The organism is Pseudomonas sp. Root329 (assembly GCF_001424925.1).
Taxonomy (GTDB): Bacteria; Pseudomonadota; Gammaproteobacteria; order Pseudomonadales; family Pseudomonadaceae; genus Aquipseudomonas; species Aquipseudomonas arabinosi.
Genome location: NZ_LMCV01000034.1, coordinates 555,308 through 561,307, shown reverse-complemented (window position 1 = coordinate 561,307; position 6,000 = coordinate 555,308). Strand labels below are relative to the sequence as shown.

Sequence of the window (6,000 nt, the reverse complement as noted above, 5' to 3'; positions counted from 1 at the left end):
AATAATGAAATGGCTACCCCCGCTGCCCTCTGTGATCGCCCACTAAGCTTTCACAGGGGGCTCACCGGAGACCGTTGCCATGAACAAAGTAGCTATTGCCGCCATCGACCTGGGTAAACACACCTTTCACCTGCATGCGCAGGATGATCGTGGCCATGAGCTTTGCCGCAAAAAATTTAACCGGGTGGCGCTCATGCAGCACCTGGCGAATATCGAACCCTGCACCGTCGTGATGGAAGCCTGTGGTGGCGCCCACTACATGGCGCAGGAGGTCGCAAAGCTGGGGCATGCGCCCAAGCTCATTGCGCCGCATCTCGTGNCCTGCACCGTCGTGATGGAAGCCTGTGGTGGCGCCCACTACATGGCGCAGGAGGTCGCAAAGCTGGGGCATGCGCCCAAGCTCATTGCGCCGCATCTCGTGCGTCCTTAYGTGAAAAGCAACAAGAACGACTTCGCTGATGCCGAGGCGATCTGCGAGGCRGCGACTCGCCCAACGATGCGCTTTGTGCCCCCMAAAACCCAGGATCAGCAGGCGCTGGCCATGCTCAACTCGTTGCGCGACTCGTTCATCAAAGACCGCACGGCGACCGTCAACCGGATTCACGCAGCCCTTCTGGAGGTTGGCGTCAGCCTGCCCCCAAGCTTCAAATCAATCAAAGATGTTCCGGCGCTGGTTGAGGCGAGCTCATTTTCTGAGCGCATCAAAAAGATCCTGATGATGCTGTATGAGCACTTCAACTACCTGGACGGGCAGGTCAAAAAGCTGGACAAGGACGTAGAAAACCAGGCCGCTGGAGATGATCTGGCATCTCGCCTGATGACCATGCCATGCGTAGGCCCGATCACCTCCAGCGTCCTGGCGGCCGAATTGGGCGATGGCAAGCAGTTCAAATGCGGGCGAGGTTATTCGGCCTCGATCGGACTGGTGCCCAAGCAGCATTCCACTGGTGGYAAGACCGTACTGTTGGGTATCAGCAAGCGCGGAGATCGAAACCAGAGACGCCTGCTCATCCAGTGTGCCCGTGTTTACCTGATGCAACTGGACCGACAGAAAGGCTGGCTAGCRGACTGGGTCCGGCRGCTMCTGGCCCACCATCACTCCAACCATGTGGTCTGCGCGCTGGCCAACAAGCTGGCRAGGATCGCCTGGGCGATTGCGGCCCACCACACTGAATTCGATGCAGGGCCAGCCGCGATGAACGCCTGACCCTGCTGTCACCCGAGCACCACCCACCTGGTTTTGCGATGCTGGATAACAGATGACGTGAACGGCCAACCGGCCTGACGACAACCCTGAGCTCCCACACGGCTGAAAGGCCGTTCGAATAATTAGGATCGTCGGGCATCGATTCTCATCGAGGCGCGGGGCCACAACCCCACTCAGACGCCGGATAGATGAAAGCAAGCCAAACACGCATCAAAAACAGTATTGCAGAAAAGGGGGTAACCATAGATGTGGGAGCGGGCTTGCTCGCGAAGGCGCCGGATAGATGAAAGCAAGCCAAACACGCATCAAAAACAGTATTGCAGAAAAGGGGGTAACCATAGATGTGGGAGCGGGCTTGCTCGCGAAGGCGGTGTGTCAGACAACATCATTACTGAATGTCAGTCCGACTTCGCGAGCAAGCCCGCTCCCACAAGGAATGCATTTCACCCTGCAGCTACTCGAACAGCGCGTCCAACGCCTGTTCCAGACGCGTTACGGCAATAATCTGCAACCCCGGCGGCGCTTCTTTAGGCGCATTGCCCTTGGGCACGATGGCGCGTTTGAAGCCGTGCTTGGCGGCTTCTTTCAAGCGTTCCTGGCCGCTCGGCACCGGGCGCACTTCGCCGGAAAGCCCGACTTCGCCGAATACCAGCAGATCATGGGGCAGTGGCCGGTTGCGCAAACTGGACATGACCGCCGCCATCAGCGCCAGATCGGAGGCCGTTTCCAGCACCTTCACCCCGCCAACCACGTTGAGAAACACATCCTGATCGTGGGTCGGAATGCCGCCGTGACGGTGCAGCACCGCCAACAACATCGCCAGTCGATTCTGGTCCAGCCCCAGCGTTACCCGGCGTGGATTGGCCAGGTGACTGTCGTCCACCAGCGCCTGGACTTCCACCAGCATCGGCCGCGTCCCTTCCCACGTCGCCATGACCACACTGCCCGGCACTTCTTCCTGCGCACGGGTGAGAAAAATCGCCGAGGGGTTGGAGACTTCTTTCAGCCCCTTGTCGGTCATACCGAACACGCCCAGTTCGTTGACGGCGCCGAAACGGTTTTTCACCGCCCGCAGCAAACGCAAACGCCCATCGGACTCGCCTTCGAAATACAGAACCGTGTCGACCATGTGCTCCAGCACTCGCGGCCCCGCCAATGCACCTTCTTTCGTCACGTGACCGACCAGGAAAATGGCCGTGCCGCTCTGCTTCGCATAGCGCACCAGCAATGCCGCGCTTTCCCTGACCTGGGACACGCCGCCCGGTGCCGATTGCAGTTGCTCGGTGAAGATCGTCTGAATCGAGTCGATCACCATCACCTTGGGTTTTTCCTGCCGGGCCGTGGCGATGATCGTCTCGATGCAGGTTTCGGTCATCACCCGCAGTTGATCCTGAGGCAAGCCGAGACGGCGAGCGCGCATGGCCACTTGCTGCTGGGATTCTTCGCCGGTGACGTACAGTGCCGGCATGACTTTGGCGAGGTTGCACAAGGTTTGCAGCAGAATGGTCGATTTGCCGATGCCCGGATCACCGCCGATCAGCACCACCGAACCGTCTACCAGACCACCGCCCAGCACCCGATCGAGCTCGCTGGACGCTGTGGAAAAACGCGGAATTTCTTCGACGCTGACTTCGGCCAGGGTCTTGATCTGTGCCTGTTGACCGGTCCAGCCGGTGCGACCGCTGGGGGCTGCGGCGCCACCGCTCTCCACCATGGTTTCGGTCAGGGTGTTCCAGGCCCCGCACTCGCCGCACTGGCCAGCCCACTTGGGGAAGGTTGAGCCGCACTCGGTGCAGCCGTACATGCGCTTGGCCTTGGCCATCTGAACTCCCGGCAAAAACCGCGATGATAGCTCAGCTGGTGCGGATCAGCGCGGCGAAGTTACCCAGCGGATCTTCGGTAGCAACTTGTTCAGCCCCAGAAATATAACCATCGCATTACTAATCATAAAAACTTGTACAACTTCCCGCCCCAACATACCCAACCAAATACTAGTGTTGCCCAATGAAGCAAAAATCGAAACCTGTACAAGTCTTAGCCATTTAAAAACCGAACGTACAACCTAACTATTGGGCCAACCCAATGGCAATATAATGGCCTTCTGAAACTTAGCACAGGCAATTTGTTTGAGGCGTGAGTCTTTATACCCTACTTCATGTAACGAACATTGCCTTGCATCAACCCAATGCGACTGCCCCTACTTCCTATAGTTTTATCCTGCACCTCCCTCCGCTCGGTAGAGGCGAGTGATCGACGGATAAAATGTCCTGCGGGTGCACTGGAGGCCCCAGTCCAAAGCTGCCACCCCGAGCAAGCGTGATGGCAATTTCAAACTTTTTTACCGCTGAGAAGGTCGGTAGCTGACAAGCTCTGTAAGCAGTTGTTTCGAGCAGGATGCATCATGCTGATTTACACTGCATTCACCAACCTCATCTGTAACAAGGAAATAACCTATGGGCGTGATAAGTGAGTTCAAGGCCTTCGCGGTCAAAGGTAACGTGGTCGACATGGCCGTCGGTATCATCATCGGTGCCGCCTTCGGCAAGATCGTTTCATCGTTTGTCGGCGACGTGGTGATGCCACCCATTGGCCTGCTGATCGGGGGGGTGGACTTCAGTGACCTGGCCGTCACGCTCAAAGCAGCCAACGGCAATATTCCGGCGGTAGTGCTGGCGTACGGCAAATTCATCCAGAGCCTGATTGACTTCATCATCGTCGCCTTCGCGATCTTCATGGGCGTCAAAGCCATCAACCGCCTGAAACGCGAAGAGGCCGTTGCTCCAACGCTGCCGCCGGTTCCGACCAAGGAAGAAGAGTTGCTGGAAGAGATCCGCGATTTGCTCAAGGCTCAGAACAATCGGCCCTGAACGCGTTAGTCAAACAAGAAACGGCGCCCTTGAGGCGCCGCTTTTTTACCAGTAGTTTTCCACCGCCACTTGCCCCGGCCGTCGACTGAGGCTCAAGTGCATGTGGCGCTGTTTGAGCAGTTTGCGCGTGTCATCGATCATCTGCGGATTGCCGCAGAGCATGACCCTCGAGTGCTCGGCCGTCAGCGCCAGGCCTGCCGCCCGCTCCAGCTCGCCATTTTCGATCAGCGCAGTGATCCGGCCGCTCAGAGCGCCAGGATGCTGCTCGCGGGTGACGGTGGTGATGAACTGCAGCTTGTGCGCAACCTCCGCTAAATAGTCGCGCTGGGCCAACCCGCTGACGAGGTCCTGATAAGCCAGTTCCCGGGCTTCGCGCACACTGTAGACCAGGATGATTCGTTCGAATTTCTCCCAGACCTCGAAGTCCTGCAGGATCGACAGAAACGGTGCCAGGCCGGTGCCTGTGGATAACAGCCAGAGATCACGGCCGTCGACAAAGCGATCCAGCGTCAGGTAACCAAAGGCCTGACGCTCGACCAGCAGCGTATCGCCGACTCCCAGCCGACTCAGCTCACTGGTGAACTCCCCCCCTGGCACCACAATGGAAAAGAATTCGAGGAACTCGTCATAGGGCGACGACACCATGGAATAGGCCCGCCATACGGTGCTGCCGTCAGCCTTGGTAACGCCCAGACGGGCGAATTGCCCTGCACGAAAGCGAAAACCCGGATCCCGGGTGGTCCGCAGGGTGAACAGACTGGGGGTCAGCGACTGGACGTCGAGCAAGCTCTGGCGAGTGAATTTTTCTGCACTGGCGGTCATGGGGTGCTCCATTCAACAGATAGCCACAGTGTCCCGCAAAGCGGAGTGATTAAACACCGGTGATTTGTAGTGGCTTTAGCCAGAGCCTCATTCGCATTAACTTCATAGTAAGACTTAATATTAACCACCCAGTTAACACACAATTCCAAGTCTGGTTATAGTAAGCCCGGCATTTCTTTATCTACGCCAATACTCCCTAACGTTAGAACCAGATACTTGCTTAAAAATCGTAAACAAAGCCAAAAAGTCTCACGCAAACATAGGAAACATCCTACACTCGGCTCGTGCCAGATCATTGGATCCAAAAAGGCACCCCCCCAAGTAACATCACACCTGGAGAGATACAATGGAGAGGTGGAAGGAATCACAACTCAACCAATTATCGCGAACAACGGAGATTGATATTGCCTACCGGATTTCACTGGGCTTCGCGAAAAATATAGGCTTTAAATTTTTCGCCTTTTCAACAACATACCCAATAAAAACTGACCACTTTAATACCGTCCAACTCAACAACTACCCTACCGACTGGAACATTGAATATGAACAAAAAAATTTCAGCGCAATAGACCCGGTAGTGGCTCACTGCAATCACTCCAGATTGCCTGTCCTTTGGAGCGAAGAACTTTTTTCCAAGACCCCATGCTTGTGGGATGCGCTTGAGAAACAAGGATTGCAGCACGGCTGGTCACAATCGGTCCATGACGAGGACAGTGGTGTTTGCAGCATTCTGAGCCTGGCCAGAAGCCATTGCCCGATCACTGCGTTTGAGCTGTATGAAAATCTCGGTTTTTCAGTATTCATCGGGCGCCACCTGCATGCGTTGATCGCACAGACACTGCCCAGGAAATCGACGAAGCCACCGGTGCTGCATTTGTCTCCCCGCGAGATCGATGTATTGAAACTGGCAGCTGATGGCAAGACTGCGTATGAGAGTGCCAGAATCCTCAATCTCAGCGCACGCACGGTCAATTTTCATGTGCAAGCCGCGATTCTGAAACTGGGGGTCAATAACAAGATCTCGGCAGTCATCGCCGCAGTCAAGGCCGGCTATCTCCACAGCAACGCGCTACGTTGATCACAAAAACCTGCAAGTAATCCAAA

The 6,000-nt window shown here is 56.2% G+C and carries 5 protein-coding genes and 1 pseudogene; 4 read left to right on the top strand and 2 right to left on the bottom strand.

Going from position 1 to position 6,000, the window contains the following annotated elements; all coding sequences use genetic code 11:
* Positions 1 to 79: 79 nt before the first annotated feature.
* Both ASC74_RS32755 and ASC74_RS24330 read left to right on the top strand, forming a co-directional pair.
* Positions 80 to 319 (top strand): annotated as a pseudogene (locus ASC74_RS32755) (IS110 family transposase); the annotation flags it as partial.
* A gap of 1 nt (position 320) precedes the next feature.
* Positions 321 to 1,207, top strand: an 887-nt coding sequence (locus tag ASC74_RS24330) for an IS110 family transposase (protein ID WP_156400846.1), incomplete at its 5' end; no start/stop codon positions are given.
* A 454-nt stretch (positions 1,208 to 1,661) separates the two neighbouring features.
* On the opposite strand, the gene radA is transcribed toward ASC74_RS24330, so the two are convergent.
* On the bottom strand, positions 1,662 to 3,029 hold the full coding sequence (radA, locus tag ASC74_RS24325; protein ID WP_008149143.1) for a DNA repair protein RadA: 1,368 nt from the start codon (positions 3,027 to 3,029) through the stop codon (positions 1,662 to 1,664).
* A gap of 631 nt (positions 3,030 to 3,660) precedes the next feature.
* Between radA and mscL the strand changes: the two genes are divergently transcribed.
* Positions 3,661 to 4,074 carry a large-conductance mechanosensitive channel protein MscL gene (mscL, locus tag ASC74_RS24320; protein WP_046048765.1) on the top strand — a complete coding sequence of 138 codons (414 nt, stop codon included), beginning with the start codon at positions 3,661 to 3,663 and terminating at the stop codon, positions 4,072 to 4,074.
* Between the two features lie 45 nt (positions 4,075 to 4,119).
* Here the strand turns inward: mscL and ASC74_RS24315 are convergent, their stop codons facing one another.
* Positions 4,120 to 4,896 (bottom strand): ferredoxin--NADP reductase, encoded by a 777-nt coding sequence (locus tag ASC74_RS24315; protein ID WP_056744667.1) that lies wholly within the window; start codon positions 4,894 to 4,896, stop codon positions 4,120 to 4,122.
* A gap of 346 nt (positions 4,897 to 5,242) precedes the next feature.
* Between ASC74_RS24315 and ASC74_RS24310 the strand changes: the two genes are divergently transcribed.
* Positions 5,243 to 5,974: an autoinducer binding domain-containing protein gene (locus ASC74_RS24310; protein ID WP_056744666.1), complete on the top strand. Its 732-nt coding sequence runs from the start codon at positions 5,243 to 5,245 to the stop codon at positions 5,972 to 5,974.
* Positions 5,975 to 6,000 lie beyond the last annotated feature (26 nt).